The 18,666-nt window shown below is 43.9% G+C and carries 12 protein-coding genes; 6 read left to right on the top strand and 6 right to left on the bottom strand.

What is annotated here, in order from left to right:
- Positions 1 to 17: 17 nt before the first annotated feature.
- Both clpX and BS636_RS03180 read left to right on the top strand, forming a co-directional pair.
- Complete coding sequence (gene clpX, locus BS636_RS03185) at positions 18 to 1,328, top strand: ATP-dependent protease ATP-binding subunit ClpX (protein WP_099337478.1); 1,311 nt, start codon at positions 18 to 20, stop codon at positions 1,326 to 1,328.
- A 163-nt stretch (positions 1,329 to 1,491) separates the two neighbouring features.
- Entirely contained in the window at positions 1,492 to 2,205 is a 714-nt protein-coding gene (locus tag BS636_RS03180; protein ID WP_099337477.1) for a DUF2846 domain-containing protein, read from the top strand.
- Positions 2,206 to 2,266: 61 nt separating this feature from the next.
- On the opposite strand, the gene BS636_RS03175 is transcribed toward BS636_RS03180, so the two are convergent.
- Positions 2,267 to 3,793, bottom strand: a complete 1,527-nt coding sequence (locus tag BS636_RS03175; RefSeq protein WP_099337476.1) for a fumarate hydratase — start codon at positions 3,791 to 3,793, stop codon at positions 2,267 to 2,269.
- 661 nt (positions 3,794 to 4,454) lie between these two features.
- Here BS636_RS03175 and BS636_RS03170 point away from each other — a divergent pair.
- The gene (locus tag BS636_RS03170) at positions 4,455 to 4,694 is read left to right on the top strand and encodes a DUF2171 domain-containing protein (RefSeq protein WP_004813194.1); all 240 of its coding nucleotides are present in this window, start codon (positions 4,455 to 4,457) and stop codon (positions 4,692 to 4,694) included.
- Positions 4,695 to 4,888: 194 nt separating this feature from the next.
- Here BS636_RS03170 and pta read toward each other — a convergent pair whose 3' ends face one another.
- From pta to BS636_RS03150, 3 genes are all read right to left on the bottom strand, one after another.
- Entirely contained in the window at positions 4,889 to 7,030 is a 2,142-nt protein-coding gene (gene pta, locus BS636_RS03160; protein ID WP_099337474.1) for a phosphate acetyltransferase, read from the bottom strand.
- Positions 7,031 to 7,083: 53 nt separating this feature from the next.
- Positions 7,084 to 8,307: an acetate/propionate family kinase gene (locus tag BS636_RS03155; protein ID WP_099337473.1), complete on the bottom strand. Its 1,224-nt coding sequence runs from the start codon at positions 8,305 to 8,307 to the stop codon at positions 7,084 to 7,086.
- A 466-nt stretch (positions 8,308 to 8,773) separates the two neighbouring features.
- On the bottom strand, positions 8,774 to 10,036 hold the full coding sequence (locus BS636_RS03150; protein ID WP_099339590.1) for a glutamate-5-semialdehyde dehydrogenase: 1,263 nt from the start codon (positions 10,034 to 10,036) through the stop codon (positions 8,774 to 8,776).
- A gap of 324 nt (positions 10,037 to 10,360) precedes the next feature.
- Here BS636_RS03150 and BS636_RS03145 point away from each other — a divergent pair, with 324 nt between their 5' ends.
- Positions 10,361 to 11,698 (top strand): alpha/beta fold hydrolase, encoded by a 1,338-nt coding sequence (locus tag BS636_RS03145; protein WP_099337472.1) that lies wholly within the window; start codon positions 10,361 to 10,363, stop codon positions 11,696 to 11,698.
- Positions 11,699 to 11,749: 51 nt separating this feature from the next.
- Here BS636_RS03145 and BS636_RS03140 read toward each other — a convergent pair whose 3' ends face one another.
- Entirely contained in the window at positions 11,750 to 12,616 is an 867-nt protein-coding gene (locus BS636_RS03140; protein WP_099337471.1) for a class I SAM-dependent methyltransferase, read from the bottom strand.
- 119 nt (positions 12,617 to 12,735) lie between these two features.
- Entirely contained in the window at positions 12,736 to 13,758 is a 1,023-nt protein-coding gene (nagZ, locus tag BS636_RS03135) for a beta-N-acetylhexosaminidase (protein ID WP_099337470.1), read from the bottom strand.
- A gap of 200 nt (positions 13,759 to 13,958) precedes the next feature.
- Between nagZ and BS636_RS03130 the strand changes: the two genes are divergently transcribed.
- Both BS636_RS03130 and BS636_RS03125 read left to right on the top strand, forming a co-directional pair.
- The gene (locus BS636_RS03130) at positions 13,959 to 16,148 is read left to right on the top strand and encodes a carboxy terminal-processing peptidase (protein WP_099337469.1); all 2,190 of its coding nucleotides are present in this window, start codon (positions 13,959 to 13,961) and stop codon (positions 16,146 to 16,148) included.
- A gap of 450 nt (positions 16,149 to 16,598) precedes the next feature.
- Positions 16,599 to 18,659: an EAL domain-containing protein gene (locus tag BS636_RS03125; protein ID WP_099337468.1), complete on the top strand. Its 2,061-nt coding sequence runs from the start codon at positions 16,599 to 16,601 to the stop codon at positions 18,657 to 18,659.
- The last annotated feature ends 7 nt before the right edge of the window (positions 18,660 to 18,666 follow it).

The raw sequence follows: 18,666 nt of genomic DNA, 5'->3' as shown, positions 1-18,666 counted from the left end.
GAGATATTGGAGAGACTATGTCCGAACATACTCAAGGACAAAAGCATTGTTCATTCTGCGGTAAAACGCAGTCTGAAGTCGGCAAGCTGATTGCTGGCGAAGACGCCTACATTTGTAATGAATGTGTAGACGTATGCTTGGATCTGGTTCAGACCAGTCAACAGGTGGAAACCAATGACTGGGCGAATCGTCCTTTGCCGAAACCGCATGAGATCCGTGCGGCGCTAGATCAATATGTCATTGGTCAGGACGTAGCGAAAAAGACGTTATCTGTTGCAGTATATAACCATTACAAGCGCCTAAAAGTGCAGACTAATGGTAAAAAAGCGGATGACAGCGTTGAAATAGCCAAAAGTAATATTTTGCTGGTTGGTCCAACAGGCTCGGGTAAAACCCTGCTTGCACAGACGCTTGCACGTTTGCTGGATGTACCATTTGCCATGGCGGATGCCACTACATTAACCGAAGCTGGTTATGTGGGTGAAGATGTCGAAAACATCGTACAGAAGCTGCTGCAAAAAGCTGATTATGATGTCGAGAAAGCGCAGAAGGGTATTATTTATATCGATGAAATCGACAAGATTACCCGTAAGTCTGAAAACCCATCCATCACACGTGATGTATCGGGCGAAGGCGTACAGCAAGCATTGTTAAAAATGATCGAAGGTACGGTTGCTTCAATTCCGCCACAAGGTGGTCGTAAGCATCCGCAGCAAGAATTCATTCAGATTGATACTTCAAATATCTTGTTTATCTGTGGGGGTGCATTCTCAGGTCTTGAGAAAATTGTGCAGCAACGTCAGGAGAAGGGCGGGATCGGCTTTACTGCGGAAGTACGCAATAAAGAAGAAACCAAGAAGCTGTCTGACTTGTTCCGTCAAGTTGAAGCGACTGACCTGGTGAAATTTGGTCTGATTCCAGAATTCATCGGTCGTTTGCCTGTCATTGCAACGCTGGATGAGCTGGATGAAGAAGCATTGATGCAAATTCTGACTGAGCCGAAGAATGCTTTAACTCGTCAGTATAAGCATCTGTTCGATATGGAAAATGTAGACCTGGTCTTTGAAGATTCTGCATTACGTGCTGTGGCGAAAAAAGCCCTGGAACGTAATACCGGTGCGCGTGGTCTGCGTTCTATTCTTGAGAACTCATTGCTTGAAACTATGTATGACCTGCCAAGTCGTACCGATGTCGGTACTGTGGTGGTGAGTGAAGCGGTAATCAATGGTGAGGCTAAGCCGGAATTCCTTTCGGAACGTCAGGCTGCTGCTGAGCAAACTGCTACTCCCAAGGTCGACTTAAAGGTAGTTAACAGCAAGTCTGCTTAACTGCTGTTCGTCTGAAACGTGCGAAAATGAACTGTTTTCGCACGTTTTTTATTTTCAAAAATAAAGCACAATGTTAATCTCATTTCTTAGGCGTGGACGCCTGATTATTCATATAAATTTATAAAACGTGCATACAATAATAAAGACGCAGTGAGGGATAAGCATGCGTGGAGCCGCAATTGTACTCATCAGCGGTTTAGCTTTGATGGGTTGTCATTCGAAGCACGCCGTTCAGGAACAACAACTGACATCAACACTGAAAAATATTGATCTGAGTGAAGAGCCGGGGTTTATCGAGCAACATAAAGTCGGCATGTTCACTATTGGTGGATGGGTCAATCAAAAGCTGGGTCAACGTTTTGCACCAGTCAAGCCGCAACATGAGCAGGCTGCTGTGGTGTATTTATACCGCCCAGATTCGAAATGGAACCGTCAGGAAATTGTCGCTGCCAGTATTTTTATTAATCAGGAACGCATTCCAAGCCTGCTGCATAATCATTATTACTGGGTTGAACTACCGCCAGGTACTTACCGTCTTAGCACCAGCCGTCCGCTTGGTGCGATGCATTTCCAGAAACCAAAATATCTGGATTTTACTGTAGAGTCTGGTAACTCCTATTTCATTAAATATGATGAAGAAAATATAGCAACGCGCCGTACTGATACTGGCCCTTTAATGCTGATGCCTGAAAATGTGGGCTTGAATGAAATTGCATTTACCCAACTCAAGTCGGACAGCTTTAACTTTGTTGCTCAAGATCAGGAAACAGGCAAACTTCGCAAGAAAGCCCAGAAAATTAAAGCCATCGAATATGATCCTGCTGAAGATGTGCAGTTGACTACGCCATTTAAACTGTGGGACCCAAGAACCTGGTAATTGATTTTCAAAAACAAATAAAAAAGCACCCAAGTAGGGTGCTTTTTTATTGAAGCTTAAATTAGCCTGCAGCAGCATCAACTACTGGAATCTTGCCAATCTTCGCTTGCCAGATTTTTGGTGCAGTCGCATGTACAGAAGTACCGTTTACGTCAACCGCTACAGATACAGGCATATCTTTTACAACAAACTTGTAAATTGCTTCCATACCAAGATCAGCGAATGCCACAACTTCAGCTTCACGGATTGCTTTAGATACTAGGTAAGCAGCACCGCCAACAGCCATCAGGTAAGTTGCTTTGTTGTCTTTAATTGCTTCAACGGCAGCAGGACCACGGTCTGCTTTACCGATCATGCCGAACATGCCAGTTGCTTCAAGCACTTGACGTGTAAATTTATCCATACGTGTAGCCGTTGTCGGACCAGCAGGACCAACGACTTCGTCGCCAACAGGATCTACAGGGCCTACGTAGTAGATGAATTTGCCTTTCAGATCAACTGGAAGTTCTTCACCATTGTTCAGCATGTCAACCATACGTTTGTGCGCAGCATCACGGCCAGTATAGATTGTACCGTTCAGAAGCAGCGTATCACCTGGCTTCCAAGAATTCATTTCTTCTTGCGTGATGTTGTCGAGGTCAACACGTTTAGAAGAAGATGAATCCCAAGTGACTTCTGGATAGTCTTCAAGTTTCGGTGCCATGATGTGAGCAACGCCAGAACCATCAAGCGTGAAATGTGCGTGACGAGTTGCAGCACAGTTCGGAATCATACCGACTGGTTTACCAGCAGCGTGACATGGGTAATCTTTGATTTTGATGTCTAGAACAGTTGTTAAACCGCCAAGACCTTGTGCACCAATACCTAGGGCATTTACTTTCTCGAAGATTTCAATACGAAGTTCTTCAAGTTTGCTTTGCGGACCACGATGAAGAAGTTCGTCCATGTCCAGCTCTTCCATCAATGCTTCTTTTGCAAGCATCATGGCTTTTTCAGCAGTACCACCAATACCGATACCCAGCATACCAGGAGGACACCAGCCTGCACCCATTGTTGGAACAGTTTTCAGTACCCAGTCCACGATTGAGTCAGATGGGTTTAACATTGCCAGTTTAGATTTGTTTTCTGAACCGCCACCTTTCGCTGCAACAGTAATGTCAACTTTGTTACCTGGAACAAGTTTGTGATAGATCACAGCAGGTGTATTGTCTTTAGTGTTCTTACGACCGAACGCAGGGTCAGCAAGTACAGAGGCACGCAGTACGTTAGAGTTCTCTAGGTAACCTTGACGTACACCTTCGTTGATCGCATCGTCTAAGCTCATCGTTAAATCAAATTTAACGTCCATGCCCACTTCAACGAATACGTTTACGATACCGGTATCCTGGCAGATCGGGCGATGGCCTTCTGCACACATACGAGAGTTAATTAAGATTTGCGCGATCGCATCTTTAGCCGCTTTGTTTTCTTCACGGTCATACGCACGACTCATCGCCTGGATGAAGTCCTGTGGGTGATAGTAAGAAATGAACTGAAGCGCATCTTTAACCGATGTGATCAAGTCATCTTGCTTGATAATAGTTGTCATACAAAAATCTCTTGAGCGGGCTGATAGCTAGCGGGCTAAATTATATGACAAAACACAAAAGTTGTGGGACGTTTTGCGGGGCTTTTGGGCGAAAGTTTAATACTCATTTATCTGTGTATAAGTAGAATCAATCGTGTCATGTTTTGATTGAAAATTGTCATAATGACTGTCATATTTCATGTCATAAAACTTAAAAAATCTTCATTTATTTTATTAAATTATTGAATTTAAAATATATTATAAAAATTACAATACTCTGCATATTGTCATATAACTGTCATAAAACTTTCGCATAATGCACTCATCGAAACGAGAGATAGAAAATATGTCAGCTTCAGTTGTTCTAATGGTTATCGGCTTCACTGCATACATCGCAGCAACATGGTTCTACGGTAAGCAAGAAGATCAAGCCTAACGCTTTATCTTCTTTTTTTATGCCTAAAATTTTATAAAAATTATTCTCATATTTTCCTAAATAGCCCTCCAAATTCCAAATCTTCACATCACTCCGCTACGCTCTTCACTTGTTGAAACACACTGTATTTTTATCATTACATTATTAACCCAGTAATACTCAAAGCCTGATAACCCTTACACACAGCCGATTTTTTATTGCCTAGACTGATTTCTCTCAACTTCTATTAATAATAGGGCAATTGTAATGACTACAGTAAATCCAAGTGACATCAAGGAACATGCATCAGTAATTGCTTCAGACGGGACACAAGTTGGAAAAGTGGACCATTTAGAAGGCCAAGATTCAATTAAATTAACAAGAAGTGACGATGAAAATAATGAACACCATCTGATTCCACTCAGCTGGGTCAGTGAAGTCAAAGGTGATCAGGTAATTTTGAATAAAGCGGCAGATGATGTCCGTAATGAATGGACAACCATGTAAATCAGACTGCTTTTTTTACTATTACCACTCATTCGTAATCGTGGTTAGAAAAGCAAATGATTTTCCCAAAAATGCCAGTCAGATCGACTGGCATTTTTATGTGCGCTATTTTAAGAAATATAAAAACAAAAAGGCCATCCAATGTGTCCATTGGATGGCGAAAGCACAGATAGAGTAGAGAATTGAGTTAGCGCTTATTGAGCTGCTTGTTGATCCGCCTGAATCGCAGTTAACGCAATCGTAAACACGATGTCATCGACTAGAGCACCACGTGACAAGTCATTTACTGGCTTGTTCAGGCCTTGCAGCATTGGACCAACACTTACCACATTGGCAGCACGTTGTACCGCTTTATACGTGGTGTTACCTGTATTCAGATCCGGGAAGATGAAGACATTGGCACGACCAGCCACTTGTGAATCTGGTGCTTTTTGACGACCAACGCTTTCAACAGAAGCAGCATCATATTGTAATGGACCATCAATCAATAGGTCAGGACGACGTTCTTTGGCAATACGGGTGGCTTCAGCGACTTTCTCTACATCAGCACCGGCACCTGAAGTACCTGTTGAGTAAGAGATCATAGCAATACGTGGATCGATACCAAAGGCTTTTGCTGAATCCGCAGACTGGATCGCAATTTCTGCCAGTTGCGCGGCATCCGGATCTGGATTAATTGCACAGTCACCATAGACATACACTTCATCTGGCAACAGCATAAAGAATACTGAAGACACCAGTGAATAATCTGGCGCTGTCTTAATCAGCTGGAAGGCTGGACGCACAGTATTTGCAGTGGTATGCACTGCACCAGATACCAGACCATCAACCTGATCAAGCGCCAGCATCATTGTGCCTAAAACAACCGTATCTTGCAGTTGCTCTTTAGCTTGGAGTTCATTTAGTTTGCCTTTACGCAGTGTGACCATCTTCTCGACATAGTCGTTGCGAATCAGGTCAGGATCGACAATTTCTAGACCTTCTGGCAGTTCAATTCCACGTGCTTTGGCAACTTCCAGTACATCATCAGGTTTTGCCAGCAGAATACAATGTGCAATTCCACGCGACTGACAGATCGCTGCGGCTTGGATGGTACGCGGTTCATCACCTTCAGGCAGTACAATCCGTTTTTTTGCTGCAATCGACTTTTGTACCAGTTCATGACGGAACGCAGAAGGAGACAGACGTGGCTTGTAAGTGCCATTTAACATCTGAATCAGCCAGTCTGGATTGATGTGACTAGATACAAAACGGGTCACCTGATCGGCGCGTTCTGTATCATCCACCGGAATTTCATTACCAAGATTTGCCAGCTTCTGAGCAGTTTCAAAAGTGCTTAATGGGGTATGTAAAATTGGCAAGCCATGTTTAATTGCAGATTGGCAGAAACCCAGCACCTGTTCATTTGGCTGATGTTGTTCAGTCAGAACTAAGCCAGCGAGTGGAATACCATTACAGCTCGCCAGGCTACTTGCTAGCAGCACATCGACACGGTCAGAGGCAGTGATGATCAGTTCACCCGCGACAAATTTATGCAGTTCATGTTCAATGCTGGAAGCAATCAGGCTGCTGTGTTGAACACGGCGCTGTGCAGCTTCACCTTGATGAATCCAGAGTGCAGAAATATGTGCCGCCAGATCTGATATACGTGGCACGCTCAGGGTTTTACTGAATGGCACCAGGCCAATTACTGGAAGCTTTTCAGACCCGATAGATGGGTGAGTTTTCTGAATCGCTTGTACAAACTGTTCAGTTTCAGCAGTCAGACGTAGTTCCGGATCAATGGTCACTGGGATCTGTGCAGATTCTTCAGGTAAACCTTTGGTACGCATGAATAGAATGCTGGACAGGCGTGTTGAGCTTGCGCCACCAAAATTACGAATCTGGTTTTCAACTTTTTCTGCTGTTTGAGCTGGATGACGGATATCAGCATTGCTGACGATAATCACTTTGGCATCCAGTGCTTGAGCCAGAGAAGCATTCAGTTCATCTACAAAGCTGTCACGACCATTGGGTACCAGACCTTCGACAATGATCAGGTCATGATTGCGGGCAATTTCACGATGCAGACGTACCGCATCTTCTAGAAGTTCATCCTGCTCGCCCTGACTCAGACGTTGTACCATCGTGTTAAAGCTAATGGGTTCAACAGTCTTTGCATTAGAGACATGACGATACAGGGTGGTGGTACGATCTGCCGTATCAGAGATTTCCTGAGAAAAAGGTTTGACGAAACCGGCTTTCACACCTTGACATTCCAGTGCGTAAATCAAGCCTAAGCATGCAGACGTTAAACCAACGCCTTCCCCAGTCGGAACTAATAGAATGGTCTTCATAGCGTATTCAAATATCTAAAATCAAATAGAAGGTATAGGAATCCTACGCTTGCTTATGCAAGCGCAGCCTCAGGTTCAGACTTTTTTGCAGTCGCGTTCTCCACTTCCTGCTCAACCACGCTTTGGGTTTCTTTAGCAATACGACCTTCTTCATCAGTTGGTACCACCCAGATTTGTGGGCCTGTACCATTATCGATACGACCTTCAGTACCTCGCTTCAACACATTATTGGCTTCTTTGTCTAAGTTGAAACCGAAGTGTGGTAGGTAAGCCATGGTTTTTTCACGGATATAAGCCGAGTTTTCACCGATACCACCTGTGAAGAACAAGCCATCAAGACATGGCAGGCCACAGCTTAGAGCAGCCAATGATTTTGCTAGACGGTAGCAGAATACTTCAATCGCTAGCGTAGCATCTTCATTGCCTTGTTCAGAGGCTTCGATCAGTGTACGCATGTCATTGGAAAGATTGTCTGATAAACCGAGCAAGCCACTTTCTTTGTTCAGCATGCGGTCAATTTTATACACGTCCCAACCTAGGTTTGCAGCCAGGAAGCTATGCAGACTTGGATCTACATCGCCACTACGGGTACCCATTACCAGACCTTCTAGTGGTGTTAAGCCCATAGAGGTATCTACACTTTGACCATTCCATACTGCACAAGTCGAGCTACCATTACCCAGATGCGCTGTTAACCAGCCGCCTTGTTTGAAGCTACCTGCCAGTTCAGAACCGCGCTCAGATACATAAGCATGGCTGGTGCCATGGAAACCGTAGCGGCGTACACCAAAATCAGTGTAAAGGAATTTAGGCACAGCATAACGGTATGCATGCGCTGGCATGGTTTGATGGAAAGCTGTATCAAATACTGCAACCTGTGGCAGATCTGGGAACAGGCGTTGTGTTGCTTCGATTCCGATTAAGTGTGCCGGATTATGTAGCGGTGCAAGCGGGGTTGCAGCACGAATTTTTTCAATGATTTCGTCATTGATCAGTTCAGCTTTTGTCAAGCTGCCGCCGTGTACCACACGGTGACCGATCGCATCTGGTTTGTAGTTGGCTAGACGCTCAAGACCTACTTCCAGTGCTTTTTTATGATCTGCAAATGGGATATGGATGTCTACCGGTTCATTACCGACAGTCACACCTTTAATACGGGCATTTTCTGTGCCTAAGTTCTCAGCTAAGCCGTGAATACGGAAATTCTGTTCTTCAAGTAGTAAAGCAAATTTGATTGAAGAAGAGCCACAATTAATAACTAATACTGATTTAGACACGATTGTTTACCCGATTCTAATTAAAATTCTCATCCATTTGATTGATCTGTCCTGCAAGCCTAGGCGATGCAATTTAGATCAGTGATGCAGTTGTAACATGCGATATTTTTCTGTCCTAGATAGACTTTAGGTGATTAGACTTAAGCACTATCGATCATTTTGTCAGTTATAATTAAAATTTATCAGTTCATCGTTTTCATTTATCAATGAAATAGTAGTAAAAGCAGACCTCATTCAAAATAGCGTTGAGCCAATAAACCTTATAAAGCATGCTAAACAGATTCACTTTTTATAGTTTATACATTGAATTGCTGAAAATTTAAACAAACTACAAATTTCCAAAGATAATCTTCATTAAACGTGACCCCAAGGTTCACTGAGTTGCATTTTTCTTCTTCTTCTTATTTATCTCTAGAAAAAAAATCAGCCCTGCGAACAGGGCTGAAGATGATTTTCTACTGACATTTTATTGGCGAATCTGTCCATCACCAAATACGACCCATTTCTGTGAGGTCAGACCTTCAAGGCCAACTGGGCCACGGGCATGAATTTTGTCGGTTGAAATACCGATTTCTGCACCGAGACCATATTCAAAGCCATCCGCGAAACGGGTAGAAGCATTGATCATGACTGAGCTTGAATCTACACCAGCCAAGAATTCACGCGCAATGCTGTAGTTTTCAGTGATGATTGAATCAGTATGATGTGAACCATACTTATTAATATGTTCAATTGCTTCTTCAACACCCGAAACCACTTTGACTGCTAGAATCGGACCAAGATATTCGGTATACCAGTCTTCTTCTGAAGCCGGTACCGCTTTATCCAGAATACGTCGAGTCGCAGGGCAACCACGCAGTTCCACCTGTTTTTCTTCATAGAGTTCAGCAATGCGTGGCAGGAATTCTTCAGCTACCTTTTCATCGACCAGCAAGGTTTCCATGGCATTACATACGCCGTAGCGATGCGTTTTGGCATTTAGCGCAATTGGAAGAGCCTTGAGTAAGTCTGCTTGTGCTTCTACATAGACATGACAGTTACCATCCAGATGCTTGATCACAGGCACCCGTGCATCATTGGTAATCCGTTCAATCAGGCCTTTGCCACCACGTGGCACAATCACATCGACATATTCAGACATGGTAATCAGCTGACCGACTGCTGCACGGTCTGTGGTATTGATCACTTGCACTGCTGCTTCTGGTAAGCCGGAAACCTGTAAACCGTGTTGGATGGCTTTGGCAATGGCTTGGTTAGACTCTAGTGCTTCAGAGCCACCACGAAGAATAATCGCATTACCAGATTTCAGTGCCAAAGATGCTGCTTCTAAAGTCACATTTGGACGGGATTCATAGATCATGCCGACTACACCGAGTGGCACACGCATTTTACCGAGCTGAATGCCAGATGGACGGTAAGCCATATCGGTAATTTCACCAATTGGATCGACCAGGCTAATCACATCATTCAAGCCTTGCAACATGCCTTTGAAGCGTGCGGGAGTCAGTTCTAAGCGATCGAGTAGGGCACTGTCCAGATTGTTGTTGTGCGCTTTGGTCATATCAATCTGATTGGCAGCCAAAATCGCAGCTTCACTATTTTTCAAAGCAGTATAAATTGCTGACAATGCGCTGTTTTTTGTTTGGGTGGACGCACGCGCCAAGACACGTGAAGCCTGACGAGCCTGCTGTCCTACCGTTTGCATATATTGTTCAATAGACTCTTGCATAGCGGTTCGATCACTTAGAAATATCTTTCCGATATTAACAGTCTGAGCCGGTACAATGAAGTCTGCTGGCGAAATTTCATGTGCTTTTACAATCGTTAAACATTTTGAAATCGTTTTATCTTTAAAAGCAGACAAGCGGTTGCAAGATTAGTTGCTTGTAAAAACAACCTCTGTATAGAATGAATGACAGTGACATGATGTCAAATTCAATAATAAATACAGAGTAGGACGCGTATTCAAGTCTTTTCCATTTGATCTTGAAGCATGAAATCTCTCAATAATTGCTTGCACAATAAAAATAAGGCAAGGATGGAGGAAAGGAAGATGAATTCCATTATCCAGATGGACCACCACCGCGAGGATCAACACAGCCATCATGCGTTTTTTGATCTATACGATAAAAACAGTTTTAAACAGCCACCGCGTACCACCTGGATGGACGGCTGGAAAATTGAATATATGGCAATCGCCCGTCCTGAAACCCTGCATATGACACCGATGGTCATTATTGGTGGTGCGTTTCAGAACTTTAATTCCTATAAATACTGTGTTGAGCAACTATTTGCCGCAGGGCCAATTATTCTGATCGACCTGCCATCCATGGGTGCCAATCAGCAGATTGCCAATGTAGATACAGGTATTTCTGCAGGTTCATTGGAACTTGAAGATCTGGCAGGCATGCTCGGATGCTGGCTAGAGCAAATGCGCTTGCCAAAAGTTGCTGTATTGGGAATGTCATTAGGATCTGTCGTGGCTTCCTGTCTGGCGGATCAACGTCCTGAACTGGTGGATCGTATGATCCTGATGGGTGTAATGCAGAAAACACGCAAAAGCTGGCGAATGTTACTAGAAGAATCCTTACACCTGATGAAAGAAGGGCGTATGGATGAGTTTGGTCAAGCCGTGATTCTGTATCTGGTTAATCATGCCCGTCTGAAAGAAACCCGAATGTCACCAACTGCCAAGCGACTGTTCTTCAGACAGATGGCGGAGTTTACGGCAACTGAGCAGGATCGTTATGACATTAACTGCAACCGTCTATTACGCCTGAAGCATGTGCCGATTCCGCAATGTAAGGTACTTGTCGCTTGTGGTCAGTATGACAGTTTTACTTTGCCGCATGAAAATGCCGGTTTCGCCCTGCAATGTCCAGACATGCAATATGTACAGATTGCGAGTGCCGACCATGTGCCACAATTGCAACGCCGCAAAGAAACCATGCATCTGTTTGCCACATTCCTGCGAGATGAACCGGTAGATCAATTGGAAGGAATTATTCCATTTACCCGTGAGCAAATGCTGAAACTTGAACGTCGTGGAGAGGATCGTATTCCGGTGCAAGATCCAGAACGTTTCCTGAGCCATCGTCATTCAGATCTTCGCTTACCTGCGACCATTGTTGACTTAAGTTTCTTTGGTGTCTTATTTGAGATGGATGAAGCGCAGGTACAACAGGCGATTCAATATCCACGTGACTTGGCACTACATCTGGAAGATGAAGAAGGTGAGTTCAAGATTGAATGCCTGATCTTCCAGCATGATCAAAACCAGATCCGTGCCTTATTTAAGCACGGCAGTTTTGAAGTGGCGGAACGTTTGCTACGGTTTGTGCAAACTCAAAAAGCTTTACTTGAGGCGCAAGTGCTGGATGCAGTCGTTTAGACTGCTACCGGCCAGAATTCGAAAGTTAGATAAATATTTAAAAAAACAGCGTTATTTAACGCTGTTTTTTTTCATCGCATGAATCATCCATACTAGATCGCCTAAATGCTCATCTTGTTCAATTGCTGGATTGGCTTGCTGAGGCGAAGCAAAATAGCGCTGTGGTTGTTTGACTTCTACGCCACTAAATCCTGCCTGCTGGCAGAATTGCTGTAATTCTTGCGGCGACTTAAAATGAAAGGTAAAAGCACTACGTGACATAAACTTCAGTAAACGGCTACAGGTCCAGATAAAGCTGGCCAATCGGTTCTTCACTGGTTCAGGATAAATGTCGCTTAGGTAATGAATTTCCGGGAAACGTTGTCCATATTCGGCAATACCTTTTAATAAGGTCTGCAGCATGTCTTTATTGAAGTAGTTAATTAGCCCTTCACTAATTACCACCAGCGGTTGTTCAGGATCAAAGACCTGAAAAATATTCGCTAGTTCTTCACTGAAGATATCAGCGGTCAATACTTCTGGGGCATCCTGATCCAGAGTTTTTAATGCCTGGGTTTTAATCTTGGCCATATCGGGAAGATCGAGTTCACGATAATTGATCTCTGGGAATTTTTTTCTGAAATTCCAGCTACGTGGGGATAGACCGCAGGCGATTTCCAGTACCTGCAGCTGTGGATGTTGAGTAATGAGCTGGCAGAGATGTTCATCAATCATCTGATGGCGCTGTTTCAGGGTCGTACGCATACTACCGCCCACATGCTTTTCAGCCCAGGTTTCCAGAGGATGCACCAATGCAGCCAGGAATTTGCCTCGACCAGTTGCAAATACGGGATGAGAAATCCCCATTTGATACCAGATATAGCCGGTATAGTGCGCAGTAAAAGAAATATGCCGATGTTGTGATAGTGGTTGTGTCATGTCATCCTGACCTTATTGTTATTGTATAAGTTTTTGTATTTTTACATCATAAACAAAAAGGAACACCTTGTGGTGTTCCTTTTATCGTATTCATGGATTGCACGGTTTAAACGAGGTGATTAAGCCACCTGATTTTTAAATGCTGTAATCTCATCGCGAACCTGACGCCATTCATCGCCAAGATCCAGAACTTCATCAATGTGAATCTGAGGAATACGACCGCGCATGCGTTCCAAACGTTCTTGATTAGGAAGCGGAAGGTCTACAATTCCCTCAAGTGCCACGCATTGCGCTGCCCGGTCGTTACACACCAGTCCCATGTCGCAACCTGCTTTCAGGGCAGCCTGAATGCGCGCATCAGCGCCACCAGCCACACAAGCGGCCTGCATACTCAAGTCATCCGAAAACAGTACGCCGTCGAAACCAAGTTCCTGACGCAAGACTTTCTGAATCCAGAATTCCGAGAAACCAGCTGGATTTGGATCGACCTGACTATAGATCACATGAGCAGGCATCAAGGCATCCAGTTGTGGTTGCAACTGAATAAAGGTCTGCATGTCTTTTTGCTGAATATCTTCATAGCTGCGAGTATCGACTGCGGCTGCTACATGAGAATCAGCTTTCACAGACCCATGCCCTGGGAAGTGTTTACCAGTTGATGCCATACCAGCATGTTTCATGCCTTTTAGGAAAGCACTTGCCAGTGGAATGATGTCCTGAATATTGGTAGCAAAGCTACGGTCACCAATAACATCACTAATGTCATTCAGATCCAGTACCGGAGCAAAGCTAAAATCAATACCGATTGCTAAAACTTCTATTGCCATCAACCAGCCACATTTTTCTGCCAGTTCTAACGCTCGTTCAGGTTCGTTTTGATAAAGCTCTCCAAAACGGCCCATGGCTGGGAGTAAAGTAAAGCCCTGTTTCAAGCGTTGAACGCGACCACCTTCTTGATCGACGGCGATTAGAATATCCGGGCGAATCTGACGCATATGATCCGTCAGGGCACGAACTTGTGCAGGCGATTCAATATTGCGACCGAACAGAATCACTCCACCGACCTGCGGAGCCTGTAATAGTTCAATATCTTCCTGAGTAAGGTGAGTGCCAGCGATGTCGAGCATCAATGCGCCAATCATATGCGGTGTCCATGTTAGAATTTTTCAGCGAAAACAATACCTGATTTCTGCAATCTTTTGCTACACTTTGACTGCACAGAATATGATAAAACTACATAACATAAACTTATTAAGTTGTTTAAGATCCCGGATACGTTTATTTCAGATCGGAAAACGACACGGTTAAATTGGTCAAAAGGCCAAGGAAGTACGAATTATTTATGAAACTTCAAACAGTAGCTTGCGCAGTTGCAATTGCGACAGGCGGATTCTTTTTTACCCATGTGGTGAGCGACGCGATTGCTGCTGAAAAATCAGAAGTCGTAAGCAAAGCCCTTCAACCATCTCAGGAACAAGCGCTCGTATCAAGACAGCTGGCTACATTGGTAGATCGCCAGCACTATTTGAACATGCGTCTGGATGCACAAACTTCACAACGTATTTTTGATTTTTATATTGATAGTCTGGATCCGGAACACAGCCTGTTCCTGGCACCGGAAATTGATAACTATAAAAAACGTTATAGTGCTAATTTTGGTGCCAACTTGAAATCAGGCAATCTGGCTGGTCCATTTGAGATGCATGCGCACTATAGCGATCGTCTCAAGCAGTTCTATACTTTTATGCTGGATGAGTTGAAAAAGCCTCAGAACCTGAATCAAACCAATGTCTATATTGATACTGACCGTGAGAAAGCTCCTTTCTTCAAAACACCAGAAGAACAACGCGCTTACTGGTCAAAAATGTTGGTCTCTCAGCTGATTAATCTGACCATCAGTAAAGAAGAAGAGCAGGCCAAACAGAAAGCATTAAAAGACAACCCGGAACTGGCCAATGGTCAGGACCTGAGTGGTCCAGAAGATTTGACACCGGCACAAACCTTAACCAAGCGTTATACCCGTCAGTTGGAACGTTTAAGCCGTATCAAGAGTGATGACGTGCTGGATAAGACGCTGAATGCGATGATGCTGACTTATGATCCACACAGCAATTATTTCCCGCCTGTGGATGCGATGGAACTGAATCGCCAAACCACCCTTCAACTTGAAGGTGTAGGGGTTTCGATTCGTCCAGAACGTGGTAATGAAGACTACACCAAGATTGAAACCATTGTTGAAGGTGGTCCAGCGAGCAAGTCCGGTCAGGTGAAATCCGGTGACCGTATTATTGGTGTGGCTCAGGATGGCGGACCAATGGTCGATGTGATCGGTTGGCCGAGCAATGAAATTGTCGGTCTGATTCGTGGTAAACGCGGAACCAAGGTAACTTTACGCTTATTAGGCGCTGGCGCAACGTTAGGACAGGCACGTAATGTTACGATTACCCGTGATGTGATCCAGGAAGAAGATGCTGGTGTACGTACCCGTGTGGTTGATATTCAGCGTGATGGCAAGAAATACCAATATGGTGTGATTGAAATTCCATCATTCTATCTGAACTATCGTGCACGTCGTGCCGGTACGGATTACCGTTCTGTATCTGAAGATACCAATAATGCCCTAAAAGAACTGTCTGCAAAGAATGTTGAGGGGATCATTGTCGACTTGCGTAACAACCCAGGTGGTTCACTGGAAGAAGTTGCACGTATGCTAGGTCAGGTGATTAAGTCTGGTCCAGTGGTACAGATTCGTGATGGCAATGGCAATGTCAGTGTCTTCGAAGATGATGACGGTGGTGCACAGACTTATGCAGGTCCATTGGCTGTCATGGTCAACCTCGCTTCTGCATCGGCAAGTGAAATCTACTCTGCTGCGATTCAGGATTATGAGCGTGGTATTGTGATTGGTAGCACCACGACAGGTAAAGGGACTGCGCAAGTGCAGCTAGATACCTTGGCGCACGGACAGGCGACATTGACACAACGTAAGTTCTATCGTGTCACCGGTGGCAGTACCCAGAATAAGGGTGTAATTCCAGACATCAAACTGGTTGATATTTACAATGAAGAGTTTGGTGAGCGTAAAGCGAAGAATGCCTTGCAGTGGGATACTATTCCAACAGCCCCATTTAAGCGTGAAGGTGAAGTACAGAAATATGTACCTGATCTGATCAAAAGCTCACAAGTTCGTGTCAATCTCGATCCACAGTTCAAGTATCTTGAGCAGCGTAAAGCGATTGCCAAGAAAACCGATGAGAAAAAGCGTTTAGTGCTGGATCTGAATCAGCGTAAAGCCGAATTGCTGGAACTTGAGCATAAAACCTTGGAATCGGAAAATGCACGTCGTGCAGCAACCGGTCTGAAACCTTATGCTAACTGGGAAAGCTATCAGGCTTCTCTGGATGCATTGATTGAATCACGTGCCAAGATGAAAGCGAAGGATCGTCCGCAGCTCCCTGAAGAGGAAGTCTTCGTGGTTGAAGCTGCTAATGTTCTGCATGACTATGCGCGTTTACAAGGGAAAGTGAAATAGTTATTTAAAATTGAATGCATTAATTTGACTAACAGCCTGCATATGCAGGCTGTTTTTCTTTTTTTGTTGGTAAATCGTAAGCGAGTAAAGATCGATTATTTTCAAAAAAATGCTATCTGTTTTGTTGAAATGTATAATGTTGTGACAGAGATCTGTTAAATTCTACTCAATGAGTAGATTTAACCATTTGCTAAAATTTGAAACACTTTTAATATATGTCACATATTTTTATTTTTGACTGATTTAGATTGAAGTCAGTCATTCCATCGTTTTTGTTGTGCTTTAAATATTGCGGTTCAAGTATCGATAAATTAAAAAACTTTTTATAGGTCAGGTATGACCAAGGGTGTATGGGTTGAGCAATATTCTTGGGTGCCCTCAAGTTAGGCTGGTAAAGATGCAATGTGGGCTTAAGCAGATCGGGAAAGAAAGCCTCTACGGGACTCTCATATGATTCATGTTCATTATGACATTAATCTGGTTATCGGTTCGCTCATTGTCGCTATGGTGGTTTGCTTTCTTGCCATCTCAATTGAACAGCTGTTATTTCATAAAGCTTCTCCCAAATATGAAAAGCTGATTCTGGTTACAAGTGGCGCAATTCTCGGGCTCTCAATTTGGAGTATGCACTTTGTCGGCATGACAGCAAGTCATCTGCCCGCTCATACCTATTTTGATTCTGGGCTGACCTTTACCTCTTATCTCATCGCTTTTATTGCTTCTACTTTTGCCATTTGGCTGACGACACGTCCGACCTTACCTTTCCCTCGTCTGGTGCTTGGCGCAGTATTAATGGGTTTAGGGATTTCCGGCATGCACTATACTGGTATGATGAGTATGGTGATGCAGGGCTATGTGATCCGTTATGATCCGGTATTGGTAGTCTGTTCGGTATTGATTGCCATCAGCGGTGCTGGTTTAGGTTTTTGGATGTTATTCAAAAACAGAAATATTGCTCGTCGCAGTTTCTGGTTAAAAGTTGGTGTAGCATTCACGCTAACCCTTTCAATTGTCGGTATGCATTATACCGGCATGGCAGCGACCAGTTTTCATTCCATCGTGGGTGAAAGCATGGCAGAAATGTCAACACTGGAACGCGAATTGCTGATCACCGTGATCTTCATTACTTGCCTGATTCTGGTTGCAGGTTTTTGTGTGGCCATGTTAGAACAGCGTCTAGAACAACGTAATCGTCAGCTGGCTGAGGCCAATAAAGAGCTGGCCAATCTGGCTGTGCAAGATAATCTAACCAAGTTACCCAATCGTCTTTATTTAGCAGAATATTCACATTTTTTGTTTAATGACCATCATTATCGTAATGCACAGTTTGCCTTTCTCTATATCGATCTAGATCGCTTTAAAGCGGTAAATGATGTGTTTGGACATCATGTCGGTGACCAGCTTTTGATCCAACTGGCTAACCGGGTTCACAGCTTGCTTAATGAGCATTCCAGATTGCTACGAATCGGCGGTGACGAATTCTTGTTAATTCTGGAAAATGCAATACCAGAACAAGCAACTGAAATTGCTGATAAAATTTTAAGCATGATTCAGGAAAGCTTTACCATTGCGGGCAAGGTGATCAATGTGTCTGGCAGTATCGGCATCTCGATGTACCCAGAACATGGTCAGAATGTTCAGGATCTTCTAATTAACGCCGATTCGGCCATGCTGACTTCCAAAAATCAGGGCCGTAATACCTATTCATTGTTCAATTTCAGCAATGATGAAAAGGAATCTAGAAGTCAGAGTAAACTGATTAATGACTTGTATAAAGCGGTTGAAGAACATCAGTTTGAGCTGTATTACCAGCCCAAATATCGCACTGAAGATCTACAGATTTGTGGTGTAGAAGCCCTGATTCGCTGGCAGCATCCAGCACTTGGCTTGCTATCGCCGGTGATGTTTATCCGAGGCGCAGAAAAGACTGGCCTGATTATTCAAATGGGATACTGGGCATTGGAACAAGCATGCAAACAGATTCATCAATGGGAAGCGGAAGGAGTCAATTACTTTCCGATTGCAGTCAACTTATCTGCAGTTCAGTTCGAACATAAAAATCTGTTTAAAAATCTAGAAGAGCTGTTAGCACGTTATCAGATTAATCCGAATCACTTGATGATTGAGATTACTGAATCGACAGCCATGCATCATATTGATGCCAGTGTGCGTACCTTGGAACGCTTACGTGCTATGGGGATTCAGTTGGCAATTGATGACTTTGGTACAGGGCATTCCAGTTTCTTGTATTTAAAGAACCTGCCAGTCGATGAGCTAAAAATTGATAAAGAGTTTATTGCAGACCTGACTGCCGGTTCCAAGGAAGAAATGATTCTGGAAAGTATTATTCATCTTGCAATTAAGCTAGGTTTACAGGTCACTGCCGAAGGGGTAGAAACTCAGTTACAGGCAGACATCCTGACCCGTTTGGGTTGTCAGCAGTTACAAGGATTCCTATTCAGTAAACCCGTCAGTGTTGAGAATTTACCCGAAGCTGCCATCGTTTCTTAAGCTATTT

Source organism: Acinetobacter sp. LoGeW2-3, assembly GCF_002688565.1.
Taxonomy (GTDB): domain Bacteria; phylum Pseudomonadota; class Gammaproteobacteria; order Pseudomonadales; family Moraxellaceae; genus Acinetobacter.
The sequence above is the reverse complement of the archived record's forward strand: the minus strand, read 5'-3'. Positions and strand labels throughout refer to the sequence as shown.

What these genes read in the sequence shown, in the direction of transcription:
- BS636_RS03170 (WP_004813194.1), top strand. Translation starts at nt 4,455, where the DNA reads ATGACTACAGTAAATCCAAGTGACATCAAGGAACATGCATCAGTAATT.
- BS636_RS03180 (WP_099337477.1), top strand. Translation starts at nt 1,492, where the DNA reads ATGCGTGGAGCCGCAATTGTACTCATCAGCGGTTTAGCTTTGATGGGT.
- BS636_RS03125 (WP_099337468.1), top strand. Translation starts at nt 16,599, where the DNA reads ATGATTCATGTTCATTATGACATTAATCTGGTTATCGGTTCGCTCATT.
- BS636_RS03140 (WP_099337471.1), bottom strand. Translation starts at nt 12,616, where the DNA reads ATGACACAACCACTATCACAACATCGGCATATTTCTTTTACTGCGCAC.
- nagZ (WP_099337470.1), bottom strand. Translation starts at nt 13,758, where the DNA reads ATGATTGGCGCATTGATGCTCGACATCGCTGGCACTCACCTTACTCAG.
- clpX (WP_099337478.1), top strand. Translation starts at nt 18, where the DNA reads ATGTCCGAACATACTCAAGGACAAAAGCATTGTTCATTCTGCGGTAAA.
- BS636_RS03150 (WP_099339590.1), bottom strand. Translation starts at nt 10,036, where the DNA reads ATGCAAGAGTCTATTGAACAATATATGCAAACGGTAGGACAGCAGGCT.
- BS636_RS03130 (WP_099337469.1), top strand. Translation starts at nt 13,959, where the DNA reads ATGAAACTTCAAACAGTAGCTTGCGCAGTTGCAATTGCGACAGGCGGA.
- BS636_RS03175 (WP_099337476.1), bottom strand. Translation starts at nt 3,793, where the DNA reads ATGACAACTATTATCAAGCAAGATGACTTGATCACATCGGTTAAAGAT.
- BS636_RS03145 (WP_099337472.1), top strand. Translation starts at nt 10,361, where the DNA reads ATGAATTCCATTATCCAGATGGACCACCACCGCGAGGATCAACACAGC.
- pta (WP_099337474.1), bottom strand. Translation starts at nt 7,030, where the DNA reads ATGAAGACCATTCTATTAGTTCCGACTGGGGAAGGCGTTGGTTTAACG.